This window comes from Vibrio mediterranei (genome assembly GCF_900088415.1).
Classification (GTDB): Bacteria; Pseudomonadota; Gammaproteobacteria; order Enterobacterales; family Vibrionaceae; genus Vibrio; species Vibrio mediterranei.
Genome location: NZ_FLLQ01000007.1, coordinates 129,111 through 148,423, shown reverse-complemented (window position 1 = coordinate 148,423; position 19,313 = coordinate 129,111). Strand labels below are relative to the sequence as shown.

Here is a 19,313-nt window from a genome sequence, read left to right as displayed (position 1 = left end):
ATGAGAATGCAGCGTTATCAGCATCGAAGTCTCCGTCGTCAGAAAGGGGTCGCCGCGATCTGGATGGGACTGATGCTTGTACCTATTATGGGCTTTACGTTTTGGGCAGTTGAAGGGACACGTTATGTTCAAGAAACTAGTCGTCTGAGGGATGCTGCTGAAGCAGCCGCTTTAGCCGTAACAATTGAAGATCAACCGACGCTCGCTAACAATCTTGCGACTAAATATATTGAAAACTATGTACGCGATATCAAGTCAACGGCGCTGACCGCGCAGCGATTTCATCAGGCAGAGAACCCAAATGTAGGTGTTCTGGAGTATATCCAGTATACGGTTAATGCTAAAACGACGCATGACTCTTGGTTTGCGAGCAGCTTTATTCCATCATTCGGTGACCAGCAAGATCTAGCGGGACGCTCCTTAGCGAGAAAATACCCAGTCTATCTGGGGGATAATAATATCGATATCGTGTTTGTTTCCGACTTTTCTGGTTCAATGAATAGCCGATGGGGTACTAATCGAAATAGAAAGATCGATGACCTAAAAACAGCAATTAATCAGATATCAGACAAAATTCTTTGTACATCAATTCACCGTGAGCAAGTAAACGGTAATGTGGAAGATGTATGCGATGAACAAGGACAAGACTCGACAGCAAATAAACTGCTTAACCGTGTAGGTTTCGTTCCGTTCAATATTCGCACTAGAGAAGTCATATCTTCTCAAAATGCTAGGTCAACGAGTCAACTTAGCTACAGAAACGATACTCACGCTAATCGTTCTACATACACCTACAACCAAGTACCATGGGATGCCTGGCGCGGTGAGTCGTGGAATCAAGTATCAAGCTGTGCCAATAATCCGGGGAACTGTAAACCTGTAAGAAACTGGAGTTGGAATCGTCGTCAAAATTGCTACTACAATGCCCGTTATTGCCCGCAAGACGCGCTGAATAACCAGCAATATGCAAAACGAATAAATGATGTTCTGTCGAGAAGTTACTACTATCCAGATGATTACAATTATGTTGACTTCAATCAGACAGTATCCACTATGTTTAGCGACAAATCAGGGTTGTCATCTAACTATTATCGAATTAACGGCGTCCAATTGTACGCGGGTTTTGGTGACCAAAGCTCCACACAGTTTCACAATATCGCGTTAACTAACAAACTATCGGATCTAAATGCCATTTCACCAATGTGGGCGAACGGAAGCACCGCTGCATTCCAAGGAATATTGAGGGGAGCGCAAATTCTTAAGCAAGGTGATCCCAATAGTTCCGATCAAGATGAGCAGCAAGCCTATACAAAGAAAATAAAAATGCTGCTCATACTAAGCGATGGTCAAGAGAGCCCTAACAACGGCATTTTGAGGGGACTGGTGAATGCTGGCATGTGTAATAAAGCAAGACAGCAAATACCCGGCTTATACATAGGTGTAATAGGTATTAACTTTCAAGCGTCTCAACAAAGTGGTTTTCAAGACTGTGTAGTTGACCCCAACGAAGACATTATCGACGTATCCAACCTCGATGAATTGATTAAGAAGATAGAAGAACTCATCCGCAAGGGCTCTAAAACAAGCGGAATAACTAAGTTGTACTAGAGGAAAATATGAAGAAGTTAGTGATTGGTGCACTTGTCATGTCGACGTTGCCATACAGTTTGGCCGCAAATGCAGGAGAGGGGCAAACCGTTTATTGCGATAACACTTTTAATGAATATCAGCACAGTGTCACAGTCGGGAATATCACAGGTATTGCGCAGCATCGAAAAGGTTTTTTACAAATCGAACAAAAGTCAGATGACAGTGACTTAAAAAAGCTTTTGGCCGGGGAATCTAGCCTTGCTTTAAGTCAGTCAGGCTGCACAACTTGGATAGGTGATGAGCAAGGAAAGGAAGAACAAGGAGGCTTAGTGGCACGTCTTCATTTTGGTTTTGACCAAGCCAATCTCACTCCCATGGGCGATGAAGCATTAAATCGTTTAGCAGATACGCTAGGGAAACAGGCTAGTAATATCACTATAGACGGGCACACCGACAGTACTGGACCCGAAGGGTATAACCAAGCACTTGGGCTGAAAAGAGCGTTAACAACCTCAGATGGCCTAATCTCAAAAGGCGTGGATAAGAATCATATTGTTGTGCGTTCCTTTGGCGAAACCAAGCCGATTGCGACCAACTCGACGACAGAAGGGCGAGCGCAAAATCGACGTTCGGAGATATGGGTTTCTTCCGGTAGCACGGTTAAATCAGTGAACAAATGATTCAATAACTAAGTGGTCATCTTGTCTGTTTAGGGAAGTTGCCACATCAAACTGAATGGAGTCATGGTGGATAGCAATAGAGTGGCAGTGGATAGATACAAAAGAATGATCGCCATTATGGTTGTGATGACTTGGAGTAGTGTCGTTGCAGCGTCGGAGCTTATTGATTTTGAAGAACGAGACAAGTTAAACAACATTAACTCTTCGTATGAGCAGCAATACAGTGAGTTGAGAATCGATAAGAATATAGCTCGATTTAATAAGTTGAATGCAGACATTGAATCAACCAAGATCAAGCTCGACAACAATATAGAAATGATAAAATCAGAGACGTCTAGGCTTAAGGATAAACTGGTGGAAGGCGTCTACGACGAATCGTTGATTCTGACTCTTCGTAACTTATCAGCGAAAGTCAACTCAATGCAGCATCAGGTAGAGATTGCAGCAAAGCAACTTGCTGAAACTAAAAAAGAACTGTCTCATGGCCAGCAACAAGCCGCTCAGGTTGAAAGGGTTAAGAATGATGCAATTCTTGCTCTATATGAGCAAATAAAGAGCCGTCATATGAACGAAGCTAAGCAAGTAGTTAAAGATACATATGAGGGTAGTTTGCAATGTAATGTGGCGGAGAGCCTATCGACTTGTGTAAACCGAAATCTACCGTCGATAAAAAATGCATTTGTAATTAGCAAAGGTGGTTTATCTCGTATTAAACTCACTGGATTCAGAGTGGTCGATGCAACACAAAGGTTAAATGGTGATTTAAGCTTCATTGCTGATGCGAGTTATAAACACAGTTACAGCACTAACACTGAAGTTGAGCTTAGGAAAGCACTGAACTTGGATAATGTGCGTTTTGTGTTTCGATCTAACTCCTCTAAAACAAGTTTTTATATTAACGACCAGAAGGTCGGTTCTGGTGAACGTGTTGATGTAACTGGTAATTATGTCGGAGTCTACAGCGTGCGTGCTGTAAATAATGGAAAAGCACAGTCGTTAAAACTTAACTTAAAGAATGGTGGAGATTATTTCTTCCCATTTGCTAGCAAAACAAGCTCGGACAAGCTTGTTTTAAAAGAAACGAGCAATGCGATCAGTCGTACCATACCCAGCAGTCATAAAACAAAGTTTACTAAAAGCGTTCTAAATCCAAGCAAGATTAAGGAAGCGACATCAGCTAGTTCAAAAAATGAAACGCATTATACTAATAAGGTAATTTATAAAGATCAGGCATTTACCTATTTATCACCTAGATTTCAGGGGAACAAAAAGTCTCATGATCTATTCCTAAATCGTGAAGACGCTATTCAATATTGTGAGCAACGTTTGTCTTCTAAACTACCAACGCAAGCCGCTTATCAGTATTTAGAGCTATATGCGGACCTTGCACCTGGAGATTATTGGACTCAAAAAGGTAAGGTGTATTCTTCGGAAAAACATGAAGAACTTGACAAAGCTTTTGATACTAATCGGTTTATTTGCATGGTAAGTATGAATTAACCTTATCGGTTTAAATATCGATTTTGCATTTCTACGACACGCGCAACATAGTTGCGCGTTTCTTTTATTGGAAACTCTTTAGTAAGCTTAACATAAAGTTGCTCAGTAGTGAGTTGACTGACTCTAAAAGTAAGGTGTGATAAAGATTGGGTATCGAATCCATATTTCATCAGATTGCTAAGGCCGCAGTTGTAAGCTGCTATGACGAGTAGCTTTCTAGAGCTTCGATCTCTTATATTGCGAAGGTACACGGTATCAAGAATACTAAGGTAAGCAGTTCCGATATCGATGTTAGTTGTAGGGTCAAAGATTTGTTGAATGGAATAGCTCACACCCCCTCTGTATCTTTTTGCGACTTCTTGCGCCGCTCCATCTTCTGTTATCTGCATTAGTCCGTACGCATAAGCAGGGCTTTGTGCTGTAGGATTAAAATAACTTTCGACATGGATTACAGCATAAATCAAACTAGCATCAACGTTCCATTTTTCTGAAGAAGCGCGGATAATTGGTTGATATAAAGTGCTGTTAACACTACCCGCTGTGATATTGGGCGAGGAGAGAGGTTGATTTTGACTCCTGCCTCCACGAAGTTGGATAATATTATGATTAGACTGAGATGGATTAATTGTAGTCAATCTTGATTTAGCCGAGCTTTGACTCTTGAGTTTCTCTGAAGAAGAACTGTTGTCCGAGACAACCTCTATGTATTGCTTTCCATACACATTATTTTGATATAGTAGAAAAACTACCGTTAACAATAGGTATAGGATACTACGTGAAATTATTAGCATAAGAGAATAGCAAGCAAGAAACCTAAAATTTAAGCTTAGCGTTCTTTTGAAAAATGGAGTGTATTGGTTTTGATACTATTAAGGAAACATGTTATTTCTTCCTTAATCGATCATGTAGCCATTGATGGTGAATGCTGTAATCACCATGTTGAGACCAAATTAGTGATGCATATATCTGTCGGCCAAATAGTAATGTTTGATCGTTAATCATCATAATTGAATCTCTTTTTATATGATTTTCAACAAGGTGCTGAGGAAGAAACGCTATTCCTTTTTTTGCTAAACATAGCTCTAGAATTGTAGATGTATCATCCAGAACCCAAATATTGTGCCGAGCAATACTGGAGATATCAATGATGTCTTCGCTACCGTCGATGAGCAAAAGCCTTGCGGATATATAGCTATCGGTTTCAGAGAAATCCTTATGTGCAATCCAATGACAATTAACCAAGAATAACTCATCGACGTTGAAGTCAAACTCTGTCTTATGGTAAGGGTTTCCTATGGCGATATCTATTTGATGGTTGTTAATATATTGCCCAAGGATATAGCTCGGTTTTGTGACAACTGTAAGTTCCGTATCAGGATATATTTCAGAAAATTCCATCAGTGTGTGCTTGACATTATGGTCAAACACGAGTGGGTCGATACCTATCCTTAATTTACTTTCATCTTTAAAGCTCAGTGCTTCTGCAACATTAATAAGCTCCATATATTTTGACACAATCGGTGTTGCTAATTGAAAGATTTTCTTTCCTCGAGAAGTCAATTCAATAGAGTTGTTTTTTCTCTCTAATAAGTCATAACCAAGCTCATTCTCTAGGTTTTTGACGGCGCCACTAATAGTTGACTGAGATTTAGCAAGTTTTCTGGCGGCCTTGCTAAATGAACCATTAGTAACAACGGAGTGAAACGATAGCAAATTGTCGAAAGGTAGCTTCATACATACGCTCTACGATAAGGTAAAGTAACGATTTAAGCGTAACATTCTATTTGCAAATAGAATGTCATATTGAGAATAGTGTGATATATATCACACTACAGATGGGCGATTTGAGATTTTAATTTTCAATGAGAATTAAGAAATTGAAAAGTAAGATATTGAAAATTGCGAAGGTTTAGTTATTCCTAATTATAAATTACTAAAAATAGTTTATTTATGTTTCTCAAACGCTATCGGTAATTCCGATAGCGTTCACTTTTGAGACGGTGATCCAATGCCTACCTTTACTAATGCCAAGGGCAAACAGTCATAAAAGGAATAGGATTATGTTTACGACTCTATATGTGAAAGCTATGTCATTTTTGACCACGCTTAAGAAAGATCAACGCGGTGTAACCGCCATTGAGTATGGTTTGATAGCAGTGGCTATGGCTGTACTCTTGTCAGCAGTGTTAGTGTTCTCGGACAATAGTATGTTAGGAGAGTTGAAAGGCGCTTTTGATGATATAGGCACAGATATCAAAAACACCGCTGGTCTTACAGCTAGTTAATCTACGCTTACTTAATAGTATCATGGTATATAATATTGTTCTGCTAGCATCAATAGTGATAGTTTTGGTATTGATTTCAGTTTCTGATATTAGAAAAAGAATTATTCCGAATACTCACCTTGCGATGCTAGCAGTATTGTCAATATTAATTGGAAGTCAGTATTATACGGCACCGTTCCTCCATAACTACATTTTTCTCATTATCATTTTGCTAGTGATTTATCACTTTCGTTGGTTGGCTGGTGGTGACGTTAAGTTGATTGCCGTACTTGCGCTGGCATTACCTAACTTTGTTACTGTATTAGCACTTTGGTTAACGATGATTTTGGGTGGTGTGTTAGCAGTCATTCGATTATCCAAATATCGTTTCAATCTAATTTCAGCGAAGAATGATCAACGCGGATTACCCTATGGAGTTGCAATATCTATAGGGTTCTGCCTACCACTGATATATATATCTATATAGGTAAACATTATGAAGTCGAAGATAATATTTGCTGTGGCATTTCTAGCAATATTAATTGGGGTTCTTGGCATTTATTCAACGATGAATAAACCGCTACAAAATCCAGTGGTGGAAGAAAAACAAGTTGTAACTCCTACCGTCGAATCTAAAGCGGAATATGTTACGGTCTGGAGATCTACTGAGCCCATTTCTAGGGGTGAACCAATTGATACGACCAAAGTAAAGCGCGAACAATTATTGCTTACAGCTGCTCTTGATGAGGGTATCCGCTCTGATGTTGAGCTAGATTTCGACCCTACCACATTATTCAATTCACCTGTTTCAGCCGGACAGCTGATTCTTCCCGAGATGCTCACAAAAAAGGATGCTCCGGGATACATTGATCTTCTTGTTACTGAGGGCATGACACTTTATCCCCTAGTTGTCAGCAGTAAAAACCTTATCAGTGATTTTATTCGCCCAGGAGAACATATCGATATTTTAACGGTAAGTTCGCCTAGTGATAACTTATCCGGAAAACGAGAGAAGCCAATTAAATTTAGAGGCGTAACAGCTACCTTATTTTTGCAGAATGTCAAAGTCTTAAATATGGGTGGCTCCGAAGAACAAAGTGTTAAGCCAGTATCAGAAAACAAAGAAGATGGCTTTACAACGATTATAATCGAAATTCCACCGGAGGAAGTGGCGCGATTAGCTCTGGCGCAACGAACTATGCATCTTGAGGTTTATCGAAGTCGTGAATACCAAGAGCCTGTATACGCTGATGTTAGAAATGTTATGGACAATTATGTTGGCGTAGAAGAGTTAAGAGGTTCGCCTTCAGAAAATAGTCGCTTTGGAGGGGATTTGTAATGGACTGCAAAATACTGAGATATGGATATAGTCTCTCCGTCTTTTTCCTAAGTTTGTTTTTGTCATCATTCAGTTACTCAGGTGAAACCTACATAACAGTAAACGATGCTAAAAACATAGAGCTTAGTGAAAGGATAACAAAGGTATTTGTCAGTGATCCTGATGTTGTGGATTACAACGTTATTAATGAAAACTCCATAGTTATTTTCTCAAAAGCTGTCGGTCAAGCTAGGTTGATGATTTATGGTGAATCAGAGAAGTTGCTCTACTCTGAACGTATCATAGCTGACATAGACTTGAGTCAAGTGCGTCGCCAAGTCGCACTATTATTCCCTGATACTAGTGTGAAAATCGAGTCCGTAGGAAACCAAGTTGCTGTGAGTGGTATCGTAAACTCAGAGAGAGAAAGAGACGATATCTATCGACTTGTTGCAACTTTACTCGGTCGAGAAAAACTAGAGAAATGGGATAAAATCCAGAAGCTTAAGTTCCAGAATGACAATATTTCTATCGAAGAACCAGAGAGTATGATCTTTGAGAGAAATATGACGTGGGATGGAATAATAGAACGACTTGAAGTGGCGACTGTGCAACAAGTCAATGTGAAAATATCCGTTGCGCAAGTGACAGAGCGTTTCGCCGAGACGGTTGGTGTCGATTGGTCTTCATTTGGTGCTAACGTTGGCCAGTTCTTGTTCCAGCAATTTGAAGCTGCTGATTTAACCACTCTCATCACAGCGCTTGGTAATGAAAATGTCGCACAAGTACTTGCTGAACCCAATCTCACGGTGATCTCTGGCGAATCAGCAAGTTTTCTCGTAGGTGGGGAAGTCCCGGTTATTGTCTCTACCAATAACAATGTAAATATCACCTTTAAAGAGTTTGGTATTAAACTCGACCTTACTGCAAAAGTACTAACTGAAGAAAAGATACGCATGCAGCTTTTTCCAGAAGTAAGTGAAATCGAGCGTTATATAAGAGCTGCAGGTATTGAGGTGCCTCAATTAGCGACACGCAGAGCGATGACCACCATAGAGCTTGGTGATGGTGATAGCTTTGTACTCGGCGGCCTTATGAGTAGCGCGGACTTTGAAGAGATCCAAAAAACTCCCCTTATTGGCGACATACCCGTGCTTGGCGCTGCTTTCAGAAAGTCTTCAACCGACAGACGTCGAACAGAGCTGATTATTGTCGCAACGGTGAACTTGGTTAAACCGACGAAAAGAAAGGATATCCAGCTTCCATACATCACCAAAACCAATACTTTGCGCCGCTGGTTGAATATCTCCGAGCCAGAAAAAACGAATGAAGGTTCCAGCCCTACCATTGAGCTCTTATCTAAAGGAGGGTTCATGCAATGAATATCTCAATAAAAACCTCAATTTGGTTACTGCCTTTGTTGTTACTCATAGGATGCAGTGAACGATACTACAACGGTAAAGGGGCGGAGTATCTAGTTTATCCGGAGACTCATGTGTATGAGTTTTCTGCCAAAGATAAGACCGAAGCCACGAAGAAATTAGCGCAAATATTCGACACTATTGATGGTATTGATACCGGGCCAACCTACATCATCGAGTACAAAAACAACACTGCAAAATCAATGTTGAACGATTCAATGAAAGAGCTCAAATTCTTACCTAATCGAGCGGATGCGTTTTCAATGACTAAAAATAGCGCCCTTAGCTCAGATGTTAAGGTAACCATAACATTTCATAACTTAGCGAAAGCCAAATGCAAACCCGTAGAAATCGAAACTCAAAATAGCAGCAGAAATTGTTTTTCAGAAGCGGCAAGAGTTCAGCAAGTGGCTCATAAAGAACGTCTGGTGGAGGGAATCTAATGTTCGATATTACTAAAAAGTTACCGGAATCCAAAAAGCCGAAATCGAGCTCTACTAGCTCTAACATAACTTGTTCATTAGTTTATCAGACAGAGGAATGTCGTAATTTGGTTGAAGAGCTTTTTGAGTTCGAAGGATGGGATTGTCCGATAGGAGTTCAGCAGCACAAGGCAGACAGTGAGTTTTACTCGAAACAAGAAAGCAACCTTATTCTTTTAGAGCTAAATGAATCTTCGAATGTTGTGGCAGATGCGCAGGCAGTGGCGGCGAAACTTCCGACGCATAAAGGTGTGATCGTTATCGGTAAAGAAGATGCAATTTCAACACTACGTAGCTTGAAAGAAATGGGTTTTTACTATCTTTTTTGGCCAATTAACAAATACGAATTTGCTGAGTTTGTTATGCACGTCAACAATGACCTAAAAGCACAAAGGGGTGTGAGTAAGGAAAGACGAGCGAAACGAGTCGCTGTTGTAGGTAGTAAAGGGGGGGTAGGAACATCGTTTATTGCAACAGAACTTGGTACAAAACTAGCAGGTGAAGGTGTAGATACTATCTTGGTTGACCATCAGTACAGCGGTAGCGGGACCGATGTACTATTAGGGCTCACGGAGTTTTCAGCACGGCAATTAGACGAATTATCTGTGCCGTTACATGAACTTGATATGGAAGGAGCGCTTAGTTACTTAACATCCGTCTCCTCTGAACTTCGATTATTGTCGATACAGGGCAATGCAGAACAACAAGACTTACTAAACTACAATCAAACGCTTTGTGAATTGTTGGTTCATAATACCAATTTTATCGTCGAAGATTATTCAGGCAGCGTCGACTTTCCCCTAGATTGTGACATGTTAGTCAGAAATTACGATGTCATAGCTATTGTCATAGAACCTACTGTTACAGCGGTAAGAAAAGCGAAAGCACTTATCTCTGAGATCGACACATCGAGAGACCTTACTAAGAAACGGACTCGAATCGTTACCGTCGTTAACCACCATAGGCCCAATAATAACTTCCCCATTGCACACGATGATGTCACGAAGTTCTTAGGTGCGAGTGTCGATTTAGATTTTGAATACTGTAAGCAACTTGCTCACCTGCAGATCGATGGTAAGCGAGTGTATAAGCATGACCGTTCAGTGAACCGATCCATCGATCAATTGGCGCGTTTGGTTAATGGTCAACCCATCAACGCTAACAAAAGCATTCTACAAAGGTTGGGTTGGAGATGAGTTCAAACAAGGAAGTATATGTCGCATTCAGGTCGCAGATATTCGAAGCACTCGACCCTGAAGCAATACAAACACTTAGCCAAAAAGAAGTCGAAAACCAAATTCGTAATGCCGTAGACGTGCTCGCGAACAATTTCGAACGACCGATTACTGCGATGATGAAAAGTGGTCTTGTAAAGAGCATGATGGATGAACTGTTTGGGTTAGGCCCAATTCAATCGCTTGTCGACGACCCCACAGTTACCGATATTTTGGTAAACAGCGCAACGGATGTCTTTTTTGAGAAAAACGGTAAGCTTCACCGCTCAGATATTTCGTTCGTAAGTGAAGAACAGGTCCTGGCTATTGCCAAGTTGATCGCTGCGCGTGTTGGTAGACGTGTGGATGAATTATCGCCAACAGTCGATGCCCGTTTGGAAGATGGGAGTCGTGTGAACATTGTTATTCCACCAATTGCCCTCGATGGCACTTCAATTTCAATTCGTAAATTTAGAGAGCAAAACTTCGGAGTAGAAGAGCTTGTTGAGATAGGCTCAATGTCTTTAGACATGGCTAGAGTCTTGTCTATTGCCTCTCGCTGTCGGATGAACATCCTTATATCTGGCGGTACCGGCTCCGGCAAAACAACGTTACTTAATGCGTTATCTAACTATGTTGAGGATGATGAGCGTATTGTCACAATTGAAGACGCGGCGGAGTTAAGGCTACAACAACCAAATCTAGTTCGCCTTGAAACTCGATCTGCCAGTATAGAAGAAACGGGAGCCGTGACTCAACGAGACCTCGTTATCAACGCGCTGAGGATGAGGCCAGACAGAATTATCTTAGGGGAGTGTCGCGGACCTGAAGCTTTTGAGATGCTTCAAGCTATGAACACAGGTCATGATGGTTCTATGTCAACGCTTCATGCCAACTCACCTCGTGATGCCATTAGCCGTGTTGAATCTATGATCATGATGGCTAACCTTAATCAGCCTCTAGATGCCATTAGGCGTTCGATAGTCAGTGCAGTTCAGCTTATTGTGCAAGTGAATCGATTAAGAGATGGCTCTCGGAAAGTGACCAGTATTTCAGAGGTGGTGGGACTTGAGGGTGAAAATGTGGTGATGGAAGAAATTTATCGCTTTAAGTATGAAGAATCAGGATATGGGGAAAATGTTAAAGGGTCGTTTCTCACTCAAGGGATCATGCAGCGATCAGAGTTAGTTAAAAAGTCTCAGTTTTACGGTTTATACGAAGAACTGATGATGTCATTTAATGGAGCAAGGTAATGCTTATTTGGATCTCGTTCATATTACTCGGTGTCGTAGCAATGCTTTTGGCCATGGGCAAGAAGGACAAGGTCGCGCAGTATTTCCCTGACAGCGGCGTACAAGAGGAACTAACCTCTGCAATTAACTTAGGAACGTTAGTACCTAAAAAGGGGATTAAGCAAGCTCAAGAGTCGTTTAAGTTTTCTGTTCAAACTCTTGGCCCACGTGCCAATATCATGGTCGGTTTGTTCGTCATAGTTAGTATTGCTGCTGCTTGGTACATTGCGTTCGAGATGCTTAGTTCCAATCAAGTCATTGTATTTGTCGTTACCCTGCTTGTATTTGGTTTTTTAGGGTATCAATGGTTGTCAAACCGCCGTAGAGCTCAGTTTCAACAAACATTTCCTGATGCATTAAATGTGTTAATGAGTGCTGTTACGGCTGGCGAAAGTTTGATGCAAGCGGTGAGTTTCGTTGGTCAAAACCTTGATAATGAGGTAGGCCGAGAGTTTAAGAACATGGGAGATAGGCTCAAACTCGGAGAGTCACCAGATCAAGTTTTACAGCGTGCTGCGAAGAGGTTTCCTTATCCGGAGTTTATCTTCTTCACTATTGCAATTAGAGCCAATATGAGCCGAGGTGGACAGCTAAGAGGAGTCTTGGCCCGTTTGATCCGCGTATTAGTGGATTCAAGAACGATGGAAACCAAAAAAATGGCAATGACCTCGGAGGCTAGGATATCAGCGAAAGTTGTTGCGGCTATACCCGTTATTTTTGCAGTCATTTTGTACAACGTTAACCCGGATAATATTAATTACATACTTCATGACCCTAAAGGTATTTGGGTATTTTATTATGTTGTTGGTAGTGAGTTGATTGGTTTGTTTATCGTTTGGCTATTGGTTAAAGCGGTGAAGTTATGATTGTTCTTATATGCTTGTTTACCATTACCTTTGCCATTGCATTTCTTGTTTTTGAAATGGTAAAAACTAATGGTAGGCAGAGAAAGATCAAAGCATTTATTTCTAAGTCTCACACAATTAGCCCTGTAAAAAATAATAGAATTATTATTGGTTTTGCAAAGGAACAACGTAAAGAGTTGGAACAAAAGTTACTTGACGCGGGCTACTACAATAAAAACCTTGCTAAATACTATCTACCTACCAAGTTCTTTCTAGCACTGTGCTTGTCACTGGCAATATTGTTTATGGACATAGAAGTGCTATCTAAAGTCATTGTTGTTGTCGTAGTTATGATAACTGTGATTATTGTTCCTGACTTTATCCTTGATGTTAAAAAGAAGCTAATGGTGAGAAAGATCTCTCGAAACTTACCTTATGTATTAGACATTATGTCAGTGTGTGTTCAAACAGGTATGACTATCGAAGCATCTTTCGATTATTTGCATAAAGAACTCGCTGCATTTGACAGCGATTTAAGTTATCAAATTAAGAAAACCTCGGATTCAGGAAAAATCCACGGCATTGAGAAAGCACTGAGTGATTTAAATAACCGATTACCTGCACCAGAAGTGCAAAGCTTCGTATTAACAATAATTCAAAACCTCCAATACGGAACATCGGTAGCCAACATATTGAGTGATTTAGCCGAAGATATGCGTCGTATCCAATTACTCAAAGTGGAAGAAAAGGTGGGCAAACTGTCTGCAAAGATGAGTGTACCATTGATACTTCTCATTATGTTCCCAATCGTAATTTTGATTCTTGCGCCCGGAGTGATGCAACTCGATTTCACGAGTTTAAGGAAATAATATGGATATTCAAAGTTTACTGATTTGTTCATTAACCATTGTTTTATTTGGCTGTGTTTCAAGTTCGGCCCCAAGTAATCAAGATATTGTAAACAGCATGGAGCGAGTGGACAATCATGATGGACTTATTCGGCACTATAAAGGGCATTTGCAAAATCAACCTGAAGACAATGAAATTACACAAGAGCTTGCAACAGTCTATTTTGACAAAGGTGATATAGAGTCAGCGCAGTTTTATGCAGATCATTTATTAAATGATGGCGTTTTAAACTGGCAACTTGCACAGTTGCGTGGTCAGATTCACGACAAAATGAACGAAAATAGCTACGCAGAAACTCGCTACAAACAGTCATTGAAGCTAGGCAATACATCGAGTCATATTCATGTGCTATTGGGCATTACTTATAGCAAGCAAGATAAATTTAGCCAAGCAGAACAAGAGTTCAATACAGCAAGGCTCAAAGGTCATAATGACCTGATAATTAAAAATAATTTAGCAGTAGTCTACTTAGCAAAAGGTGATTATTTCCGAGTAACCCAGTTGCTCACGCCAGTTTTTAAAGAAAACCCCGGTAATCAGGTGGTTAAGGCGAACTTAGCAATAGCGTTTTTTAAACTAGGAAGAATCGATCAAGCCAGAGAGTTGTTAAATGATGAATATAGCGATAGCCAAGTGTCGAAAATATCACGTCAACTCTATAAATCTGATGGGTAGTAGTTATGTTTATTCGGATTTCTCGTTGTAAAGGGGTGACAACTGTTGAATTTGCAGTAGGAGCGATCGCACTAATATTAACGACGTTGTTAATATTTGAAGCCGGCTACCAAATATATGTAACTAACTTGGTTGAGTATTCACTTCGAGAAACAGTGAGAAATGCCAAGGTGTATGAAGGTGGTAGTGTTCATGATAACTATAAAAATAGATTTGATGAGCTTATTACATCGGATGGAAAACTATGGAGCTTTTTAGCACCTCAAGAGAATTTTCAGATAACAGGCAAGTACTTTAATTCATATCAAGATTTTGTCGACAATGTGGGTTATTCAGAAGACGATGCTGGCTTTCAGCAAGGTTACGCTTTGGCGGAAATAACTTTGGATTATCAATATATCCCAATTCTCAACGTACTTGGTGCATCTGAAAAGACAATTACCAGAACAACAGTGCTAACACTAGAACATGAAGGGTGGGAGGGAGAATAATGAAGTACTCTCGAAAACACCAGCGTGGCACGTTCATTATTGAACTCTTTTTTGTCGTTATTGTTCTTATAGGCATTTTTCTGTTTATGACGGATCTCAGTCATAAGTTGCTTGTTAGAGCCCAGTTAGATAGAGCGAGCTTTGCTCTAGTGAATATCTTGAAAGAACGTGCAAGGTTTTACAACGATCGTCTCGTGCTTAACGATGGAGATCGAGACGACATGCATACTTTGGCGTCAAGAATGTTAAATACGTCAGAAGAAGATATTGCAATTAAAATAGAAGCGCTGCATAACACCACGACTGTCGATAGCTATACCAGTGTTCAATACGGTGCATTAGGGTGTCAGTCAACATCAATTGACCAAAAGCCGGAGTTAGTTCCCACCGAAGACGAAACGGTTTACTCCCTATATCAAGTTTCACTGTGTGAGCAGAGACGTTCGTGGTTTGCACGATTTTGGGGAAACAATGGTTCGCCTACAATGACCATCACATCTAGCTCAGTAGTAGCGGGGAGGTAGTATGAGTTATATGTATAGAAGATGTGCACGGCGGCAACGAGGAATTGCAGCCGTTTGGTTAGCATTTACGCTTATTCCAGTGTTAGGAATGACGTTTTTTGCTGTCGAAGGTACGCGATACATCCAAGAAACGAATCGCTTACGAGATGCAGCACAAGCCGCTGCTTCAGCAGTAACAATAGAGGACCAATCTGCTAACGCGAATGAAATGGCAAAAGACTATATCCGAGATTACGTCAGAGACATTAACAGTGAAACAGTAGTAGCTACGCGTTTTTATCAAGCCCCTGACCCAGAAAATGATGTGGATGAGTTTATCCAATATACGGTTGAAGCAACGACTAATCATAATTCTTGGTTTGCTAGCAACCTGATACCAGTGTTTGGAGAAACCCAAGATCTAAAAGGGGTCGCTGTTGCCAAAAAATACCCGTTCAACCTAGGCGATAAGAATATAGATATCGTTTTTGTTTCAGACTTTTCAGGCTCTATGAGTTGGCAATGGGGCGGGAATTCAAGTGACCCGTGTACCGCGACGAACTGCAAGATCGCTGACTTAAAAGTCGCGGTTAAAGAGATTGCTGATAAGTTGCTCTGTAGTGACATACAAACTGATCCAGCAACTAACGAAGACTATTGCGCTGACGATGACCAGCCTGAACTCACAAGTAAGTTGGATAATCGTGTAGCGGTTGTGCCGTTTAATATTAGAACTAGAGAGTCTAATGGCAGCAATGTGTTTACTGTGACTCAATTGCGCTACCGAGACGATGTCGATGAAGACGATTCTCCTCGGACGTATGAAGACGTTAACTGGAACAAATGGCGAGAGTATACATCTGGCGAAGTATACGATTGCTCTCAGGATCGAGATGATTGTCCCAATGGCCGGAATGGTGAAAGGCGACAAGCACAAAGGCTAGTTAGTGTTTTTGATATTGATGAAGATGATAATGACCGGTCGTATCATGTTGAAGTTTATGACTATGTTGACTTTGATTTGAGTGTGGCTGAAATGTTCATCAACAAATTTCCAGATGCGCGTACCGAGTATCGTCTAGACAGTTTAGAGCTTTATAGAGGTTATGGAAGTTCTAACGAGAATCAGTTTTATTCTATTGACCTTACCAGCGATCGAACAGAAATTGATGTCATAGATGATATGTGGGCTGATGGGAGTACTGCCTCATTTCAAGGTATGCTACGCGGTTTTCAACATATGCTTGCCGGTAAACCTGATACTTCGGATGAAGACGAGTTGGCTGAGTACAATGACAAAATCAAAATGGTTTTGGTGCTTAGCGATGGGGTAGAAAGTCCAAACAACGGTATTCTAAAAGGGCTTGTTGATGCAGGTATGTGTGACAAAGCTCGAGAAGAAATACCAGGGTTGTATATTGCGGTGATCGGCATCGACTTTGCGGCGTCGGAGCAAAGTGGATTCCAAGATTGTGTGTTAAATCCGGATGAAGACATCACAGATGTAACGGATACCGAAGAGTTTATAGAAAAAATCGAAGAGCTAATTCAAAAAGGCTCACAAGGAACAGGCGAGACACGTTTATATGGGTGATTAGGATGTCGAAATTACAAGCTATACTAGCAATCGCAGTCGTTAGCAGTTTCAATGCCGTCGCTAATGAAGAAAGTGCTCACATTACAGAGTATTGTGGAGCTAAGCACTATGAGTATTCACATAATATAACCATTGGTGATATCGAAGGTGTGGGAACACATCGACAAGGTTATATGCAGGTAACGGAAACCAGCACGGATGATGAGCTTAAATGGCAGTTACTTAAGATGTCTGCACTCATTACCAATCCCGAGGAATGTTTGACTTACATATCGAATTTGGGCATTGCTAAGTTTGGTGAACCGACTGAAAAGGGATACTTGGTTGCGCGGGTACATTTTGCCTTTGATAAATACAATCTCACGCCTTTGGCTCACAAAACCTTAACTGGAGTCGCCAAGCAGTTAGCGGCTAACAATTTTGAGGTGACTGTAGAAGGGCATACAGACTGGGTAGGTTCTGATGAGTACAACCAAGCATTGGGAATGAGACGTGCAACGGCAACGGCTAATGAACTAGCCAGTAACGGGGTGAGGAAAGAGAATACAACGTTAAAAACATTTGGTGAATCTGAGCCATTAGCTTCGAATAAAACAGCGGATGGGCGATCTCAAAATCGACGTTCTGATGTTTATATACCGTTGGACTCGAAAGTAGATAATCAATAAATAAAGCCCAGCGAGATAGCTGGGCTTTTTTATATCAGAACCATTTCAACTTATCATGCAGTTGCGTAACACTTCCAACCACGATCAATGCAGGACTTTCAGCCTCACTTGCCATTGTAGGCAGCGTGTTAAGTGGCCCTTGGAAAACGCGCTGTTCTTTGCGTGTACCGTTTTCAATCACTGCGCACGGCGTATTTTCGTCAAGACCATGGGTAATTAGTTTATCAGTGATACGGCCGCTTTGCTTCAGACCCATGTAGAACACAAGTGTATTGTTTGATTGAGCCAGTGAACTCCACTCAATTTCTCGACCGTCCTTTTGAACATGTCCGGTAATAAACTGTACGCTTTGAGCGTGGTCGCGGTGGGTGAGAGGGATGCCAGCATAGGCTGTGGCACCAGCCGCTGCGGTAATTCCTGGAACCACTTCAAAACTAATGCCATTTTCTGCCAGTGTTTCCAGCTCCTCGCCGCCACGACCAAATATGAAGGAGTCGCCGCCTTTGAGGCGCACCACTTTGAGCCCTAACTGTGCTTGTTCAACTAATATCTGGTTGATTTGATCTTGAGGCACACAGTGGTAATCGAGCTTTTTGCCCACATAAATCATCTCAGCATCAGGTTTGGCAAGTGCAAGAATTTCTTTAGAGACTAAACGGTCGAAAACGACAACATCAGCCGATTGAATTACGCGATATCCTTTCACTGTCAACAAATCAGGGTCTCCTGGCCCTGCACCGACTAGAGAAACGAAGCCAGTGTTTAAAGATGTTTGATGAGTGGTCATAGTTATGCCTATCAATTTCAAATTTTGGATATAAAAAGTAAAACTCAGATAATGGCAAAGTTAATACTGTTTATAGCCAAAGAAGCTATCAACAAGGCCTCGCACATAGTACGAGGCCCAATAAGCTTATTTGCTCAGTGCTGGTTCAGCGTTCACTGACACTTCTGCGTCTGCTTGTGCATCTAGAGATGGTGCAGTTTTAGCGTGAGTTAGGTAAAGCGGGAGACAAGTCATGATAAGACCGCCAACGATGTTACCAAGAATGGTAGGGATTAGGTTGAAGTTCAACCAAGTTGCAATACCAAAATCAGCACCAAGAATCATACCTAGTGGGAATAGGAACATGTTTACCACAGTATGCTCAAATACTAGTGCGAAGAAGATGAAGATAGGGAACCACATCATCGCCACACGACCTGATACAGAACGTGCTGTCATGTTGCCGATAACGCCAAGACATACCATAAGGTTACAGAAGATACCGCGTACGAAACAGGTGATCCATCCGTCCATGCCCATGTTCTCAAAACCAAGGCTACGAGCTGTCGATACCGCTACAAACTTTTTAGCAACCGCATTAAGTTCCAGAGAGAAGTTACCAGTTAGTGAAACTGCTACAAGGTAAGCAACGATAAGAGAACCAATTAGGTTGCCCAAACCTACGAGGCCCCAACAACGGAAAATACGGTTCCAAGTAATACCCGGACGGTTAGCAAATTTAGCCAATGGCGCAAGACCGAATACACCCGTTACAAGGTCATAGCCCATCACACTTAGAATAACGAAGCCAACAGGGAAGACGAGTGCGCCTACGATACCGATACCCGTTTGGACGATTGTTGTGATTGCAACAACTACCGCTAAAGACAGGATGATACCGGCCATTGTGCCACGAAGGAGGAGGTCGCGAGTGCTTGTTTTTGTTTTCGCTTCGCCAACGTCGATCATGGTTTGCACAAACTGCGCAGGTTTAAAATCAGCAGACATAGAATTGTACCTATTAAAAGTTAAAGTTAAAAAGTTAAGATTGAATAGTGATAGGGGCTAAGGTTTCTAACCCCTATAGGCTATTCAGTC

At 41.2% G+C, this 19,313-nt stretch carries 21 protein-coding genes; 17 read left to right on the top strand and 4 right to left on the bottom strand.

Annotation, left to right across the window (positions count from 1 at the left end):
• The 3 genes from VME0621_RS19390 to VME0621_RS19380 all read left to right on the top strand — a co-directional run bounded on the left by VME0621_RS19390 (window position 1) and on the right by VME0621_RS19380 (window position 3,770).
• On the top strand, window positions 1-1,608 hold the full coding sequence (locus tag VME0621_RS19390; protein ID WP_062459540.1) for a pilus assembly protein: 1,608 nt from the start codon (window positions 1-3) through the stop codon (window positions 1,606-1,608).
• Between the two features lie 8 nt (window positions 1,609-1,616).
• On the top strand, window positions 1,617-2,270 hold the full coding sequence (locus VME0621_RS19385) for an OmpA family protein (protein WP_062459543.1): 654 nt from the start codon (window positions 1,617-1,619) through the stop codon (window positions 2,268-2,270).
• A gap of 105 nt (window positions 2,271-2,375) precedes the next feature.
• Window positions 2,376-3,770 (top strand): hypothetical protein, encoded by a 1,395-nt coding sequence (locus VME0621_RS19380; protein ID WP_082795519.1) that lies wholly within the window; start codon window positions 2,376-2,378, stop codon window positions 3,768-3,770.
• 2 nt (window positions 3,771-3,772) lie between these two features.
• Here the strand turns inward: VME0621_RS19380 and VME0621_RS19375 are convergent, their stop codons facing one another.
• Both VME0621_RS19375 and VME0621_RS19370 read right to left on the bottom strand, forming a co-directional pair.
• On the bottom strand, window positions 3,773-4,492 hold the full coding sequence (locus tag VME0621_RS19375; protein WP_167542835.1) for a transglycosylase SLT domain-containing protein: 720 nt from the start codon (window positions 4,490-4,492) through the stop codon (window positions 3,773-3,775).
• Window positions 4,493-4,652: 160 nt separating this feature from the next.
• Complete coding sequence (locus tag VME0621_RS19370) at window positions 4,653-5,504, bottom strand: LysR family transcriptional regulator (protein ID WP_062459551.1); 852 nt, start codon at window positions 5,502-5,504, stop codon at window positions 4,653-4,655.
• Between the two features lie 326 nt (window positions 5,505-5,830).
• Here VME0621_RS19370 and VME0621_RS19365 point away from each other — a divergent pair, with 326 nt between their 5' ends.
• The 14 genes from VME0621_RS19365 to VME0621_RS19300 are packed head-to-tail and all read left to right on the top strand — an operon-like array spanning window position 5,831 to window position 17,449.
• Window positions 5,831-6,055, top strand: coding sequence for a Flp family type IVb pilin (locus VME0621_RS19365; protein WP_062459554.1), 225 nt, complete (start codon window positions 5,831-5,833; stop codon window positions 6,053-6,055).
• Window positions 6,056-6,077: 22 nt separating this feature from the next.
• Complete coding sequence (locus tag VME0621_RS19360; protein ID WP_062459557.1) at window positions 6,078-6,521, top strand: A24 family peptidase; 444 nt, start codon at window positions 6,078-6,080, stop codon at window positions 6,519-6,521.
• A gap of 9 nt (window positions 6,522-6,530) precedes the next feature.
• On the top strand, window positions 6,531-7,373 hold the full coding sequence (gene cpaB / locus VME0621_RS19355; RefSeq protein WP_062459560.1) for a Flp pilus assembly protein CpaB: 843 nt from the start codon (window positions 6,531-6,533) through the stop codon (window positions 7,371-7,373).
• A complete protein-coding gene (locus VME0621_RS19350) occupies window positions 7,373-8,734 on the top strand; it encodes a type II and III secretion system protein family protein (protein WP_062459563.1) in 1,362 nt (453 codons plus the stop codon). Before cpaB ends, VME0621_RS19350 begins: the two co-directional genes overlap by 1 nt.
• Complete coding sequence (locus tag VME0621_RS19345; protein WP_082795520.1) at window positions 8,731-9,216, top strand: hypothetical protein; 486 nt, start codon at window positions 8,731-8,733, stop codon at window positions 9,214-9,216. Before VME0621_RS19350 ends, VME0621_RS19345 begins: the two co-directional genes overlap by 4 nt.
• Window positions 9,216-10,451 (top strand): CpaE/TadZ family protein, encoded by a 1,236-nt coding sequence (locus VME0621_RS19340; protein WP_062459566.1) that lies wholly within the window; start codon window positions 9,216-9,218, stop codon window positions 10,449-10,451. The genes VME0621_RS19345 and VME0621_RS19340 overlap by 1 nt, the downstream gene beginning before the upstream one ends.
• Window positions 10,448-11,722 (top strand): TadA family conjugal transfer-associated ATPase, encoded by a 1,275-nt coding sequence (locus VME0621_RS19335; RefSeq protein ID WP_062459569.1) that lies wholly within the window; start codon window positions 10,448-10,450, stop codon window positions 11,720-11,722. Before VME0621_RS19340 ends, VME0621_RS19335 begins: the two co-directional genes overlap by 4 nt.
• A complete protein-coding gene (locus VME0621_RS19330; RefSeq protein ID WP_062459572.1) occupies window positions 11,722-12,627 on the top strand; it encodes a type II secretion system F family protein in 906 nt (301 codons plus the stop codon). The genes VME0621_RS19335 and VME0621_RS19330 overlap by 1 nt, the downstream gene beginning before the upstream one ends.
• Window positions 12,624-13,475 (top strand): type II secretion system F family protein, encoded by an 852-nt coding sequence (locus tag VME0621_RS19325; RefSeq protein WP_062459575.1) that lies wholly within the window; start codon window positions 12,624-12,626, stop codon window positions 13,473-13,475. Before VME0621_RS19330 ends, VME0621_RS19325 begins: the two co-directional genes overlap by 4 nt.
• Window position 13,476: 1 nt before the next feature.
• Window positions 13,477-14,190, top strand: coding sequence for a tetratricopeptide repeat protein (locus VME0621_RS19320; RefSeq protein WP_062459578.1), 714 nt, complete (start codon window positions 13,477-13,479; stop codon window positions 14,188-14,190).
• 5 nt (window positions 14,191-14,195) lie between these two features.
• The gene (locus tag VME0621_RS19315; protein WP_062459581.1) at window positions 14,196-14,681 is read left to right on the top strand and encodes a TadE family protein; all 486 of its coding nucleotides are present in this window, start codon (window positions 14,196-14,198) and stop codon (window positions 14,679-14,681) included.
• Window positions 14,681-15,205, top strand: coding sequence for a tight adherence pilus pseudopilin TadF (gene tadF / locus VME0621_RS19310; protein ID WP_062459584.1), 525 nt, complete (start codon window positions 14,681-14,683; stop codon window positions 15,203-15,205). Before VME0621_RS19315 ends, tadF begins: the two co-directional genes overlap by 1 nt.
• Window position 15,206: 1 nt before the next feature.
• Window positions 15,207-16,778, top strand: a complete 1,572-nt coding sequence (locus VME0621_RS19305; protein ID WP_062459586.1) for a TadE/TadG family type IV pilus assembly protein — start codon at window positions 15,207-15,209, stop codon at window positions 16,776-16,778.
• A gap of 5 nt (window positions 16,779-16,783) precedes the next feature.
• Window positions 16,784-17,449, top strand: coding sequence for an OmpA family protein (locus tag VME0621_RS19300; protein ID WP_062459588.1), 666 nt, complete (start codon window positions 16,784-16,786; stop codon window positions 17,447-17,449).
• Window positions 17,450-17,483: 34 nt separating this feature from the next.
• On the opposite strand, the gene cobA is transcribed toward VME0621_RS19300, so the two are convergent.
• The gene (cobA, locus tag VME0621_RS19295) at window positions 17,484-18,236 is read right to left on the bottom strand and encodes a uroporphyrinogen-III C-methyltransferase (protein WP_006070705.1); all 753 of its coding nucleotides are present in this window, start codon (window positions 18,234-18,236) and stop codon (window positions 17,484-17,486) included.
• A 126-nt stretch (window positions 18,237-18,362) separates the two neighbouring features.
• On the bottom strand, window positions 18,363-19,223 hold the full coding sequence (locus tag VME0621_RS19290; protein ID WP_006070704.1) for a formate/nitrite transporter family protein: 861 nt from the start codon (window positions 19,221-19,223) through the stop codon (window positions 18,363-18,365).
• Window positions 19,224-19,313 lie beyond the last annotated feature (90 nt).

Coding starts and splice junctions, on each gene's coding strand:
- VME0621_RS19345 (WP_082795520.1), top strand. CDS start 8,731: ATGAATATCTCAATAAAAACCTCAATTTGGTTACTGCCTTTGTTGTTA.
- VME0621_RS19325 (WP_062459575.1), top strand. CDS start 12,624: ATGATTGTTCTTATATGCTTGTTTACCATTACCTTTGCCATTGCATTT.
- tadF (WP_062459584.1), top strand. CDS start 14,681: ATGAAGTACTCTCGAAAACACCAGCGTGGCACGTTCATTATTGAACTC.
- VME0621_RS19365 (WP_062459554.1), top strand. CDS start 5,831: ATGTTTACGACTCTATATGTGAAAGCTATGTCATTTTTGACCACGCTT.
- VME0621_RS19385 (WP_062459543.1), top strand. CDS start 1,617: ATGAAGAAGTTAGTGATTGGTGCACTTGTCATGTCGACGTTGCCATAC.
- cpaB (WP_062459560.1), top strand. CDS start 6,531: ATGAAGTCGAAGATAATATTTGCTGTGGCATTTCTAGCAATATTAATT.
- VME0621_RS19305 (WP_062459586.1), top strand. CDS start 15,207: ATGAGTTATATGTATAGAAGATGTGCACGGCGGCAACGAGGAATTGCA.
- VME0621_RS19300 (WP_062459588.1), top strand. CDS start 16,784: ATGTCGAAATTACAAGCTATACTAGCAATCGCAGTCGTTAGCAGTTTC.
- VME0621_RS19390 (WP_062459540.1), top strand. CDS start 1: ATGAGAATGCAGCGTTATCAGCATCGAAGTCTCCGTCGTCAGAAAGGG.
- VME0621_RS19360 (WP_062459557.1), top strand. CDS start 6,078: ATGGTATATAATATTGTTCTGCTAGCATCAATAGTGATAGTTTTGGTA.
- VME0621_RS19315 (WP_062459581.1), top strand. CDS start 14,196: ATGTTTATTCGGATTTCTCGTTGTAAAGGGGTGACAACTGTTGAATTT.
- VME0621_RS19335 (WP_062459569.1), top strand. CDS start 10,448: ATGAGTTCAAACAAGGAAGTATATGTCGCATTCAGGTCGCAGATATTC.
- cobA (WP_006070705.1), bottom strand. CDS start 18,236: ATGACCACTCATCAAACATCTTTAAACACTGGCTTCGTTTCTCTAGTC.
- VME0621_RS19340 (WP_062459566.1), top strand. CDS start 9,216: ATGTTCGATATTACTAAAAAGTTACCGGAATCCAAAAAGCCGAAATCG.
- VME0621_RS19380 (WP_082795519.1), top strand. CDS start 2,376: ATGATCGCCATTATGGTTGTGATGACTTGGAGTAGTGTCGTTGCAGCG.
- VME0621_RS19290 (WP_006070704.1), bottom strand. CDS start 19,223: ATGTCTGCTGATTTTAAACCTGCGCAGTTTGTGCAAACCATGATCGAC.
- VME0621_RS19320 (WP_062459578.1), top strand. CDS start 13,477: ATGGATATTCAAAGTTTACTGATTTGTTCATTAACCATTGTTTTATTT.
- VME0621_RS19350 (WP_062459563.1), top strand. CDS start 7,373: ATGGACTGCAAAATACTGAGATATGGATATAGTCTCTCCGTCTTTTTC.
- VME0621_RS19370 (WP_062459551.1), bottom strand. CDS start 5,504: ATGAAGCTACCTTTCGACAATTTGCTATCGTTTCACTCCGTTGTTACT.
- VME0621_RS19330 (WP_062459572.1), top strand. CDS start 11,722: ATGCTTATTTGGATCTCGTTCATATTACTCGGTGTCGTAGCAATGCTT.